This window comes from Vibrio sp. Vb0349, assembly GCF_033338975.1.
Genome location: NZ_JAWOTS010000186.1, coordinates 1 through 1419, shown reverse-complemented (window position 1 = coordinate 1419; position 1419 = coordinate 1). Strand labels below are relative to the sequence as shown.

The following is a 1419-nucleotide window of genomic DNA, read 5'->3' as shown; positions in this document are numbered from 1 at the left end:
CCAACATTTGCGCGAAGAATGACGAATGCCCTATCCTTCAATACCCGCAAGTTGCAGTAATATTTGCTCTAGTTCATCCCAAGGAAGAAGCTGAGAATCAATCACTTCAAGTCGTGATTCAAACCCTTCTAAGCTGATTTCGTTGACCGATACCACGCGATTTGCCACGTTAAATGCGTAACACCCTTGATTGGTGTTGACTACCGCTTTCACACGTTCGGCAGTTAAGTCAGACAACATCGAGAACAGCTTATCAAAATCGAACTTGTATTCAGCGCCAAATAGCCAGCCACAACTGAAATAGCCTTGCCCTTTGTTCTCTTTACGGATGAATGCTTCACCCGGTGGTAACTGAAACTGAGGCTCTTGGTGTGCATGCTCATGGTGATGCGTTTCGATATGAGAAGAAGCACTGCCGTGTACGCGTTCAATATCCAGAACTTCAATCGGCAGCTCGCCGTTGTGAATCAACTTACTGAACACTTTAGCTGGCGTTTGATCGGTAACCCAATCGTTGAACACATCAATATCATGGCTTGAACAGAGATCGACTTTGCTGCCAATCACCACATCGGCACTGTCTAGCTGATCAACAAAGTTTTGATTAGACGTGTATTTTTCATCGCTCAAGTTACGAGGGTCGACTAACGCGATGGTCGCCTTTAAATCAACGTATGGCAGATATTGCTCTGATGTCAGCGTCGCAATCACTTGTTTTGGATGACCAAGGCCTGTTGGTTCAATCAACAAACGATCTGGCTTTTGGCGCAATAATGCCGTAATACCAACAGACATAGGAACGCCTGCGGTACAGCACATGCAACCGCCCGGCACTTCTTTAATCAACGCACCTTGGTCGGTCATTAATGCACCATCGATGCCAATCTCACCAAACTCATTGACCAACACCGCCCAATTTTCATTTTCAGGTTTGTTCTTTAAAAGATTTAAAATCGTGGTCGTTTTACCGACACCCAAAAATCCGGTCAGTATGTTGGTAGGTACTCGATTTGACATGTTTTTCTCCGACACAGTCGTGCATTAGTGCTGGGGCAAAGTATACGGAGAATGTGACTTGCTTCAACGCTTTTTATCACGCTCGCTTATGTCTTGATTTAATGTGTGTCGGTTTGAGTTTTGAGAATAGTCAGAATGACTTACCGCCTCTGCACGTTTCACATTCGACAGGTACATACTGGTGTGAATGACACAGGTAAAGAATGCGATAATCGCGACTAAGATTGGAAGGATTCCGAGCGTGTTTTCGAATTTAAGCGCAGCGATAGCCAAAGCGAAAACAACGACAGAGATAAGTGCAATAGCCTTACTTTTGTTGCTTTTCATGATAACTCGCCTTTTTGAGAGTAAGCCCCTGACACCTCCTGTGACAAGGGCACCGAACGAAAGTCATACACCTTC

The 1419-nt window shown here is 44.9% G+C and carries 2 protein-coding genes; both read right to left on the bottom strand.

Translation table 11 applies throughout. The annotated features are described in order from the left end of the window. Positions 1–30: 30 nt before the first annotated feature. The gene (locus tag R7Q47_RS24410) at positions 31–1017 is read right to left on the bottom strand and encodes a CobW family GTP-binding protein (RefSeq protein ID WP_021487104.1); all 987 of its coding nucleotides are present in this window, start codon (positions 1015–1017) and stop codon (positions 31–33) included. A gap of 63 nt (positions 1018–1080) precedes the next feature. Continuing rightward, the gene (locus R7Q47_RS24405; RefSeq protein WP_005462091.1) at positions 1081–1344 is read right to left on the bottom strand and encodes a hypothetical protein; all 264 of its coding nucleotides are present in this window, start codon (positions 1342–1344) and stop codon (positions 1081–1083) included. Positions 1345–1419 lie beyond the last annotated feature (75 nt).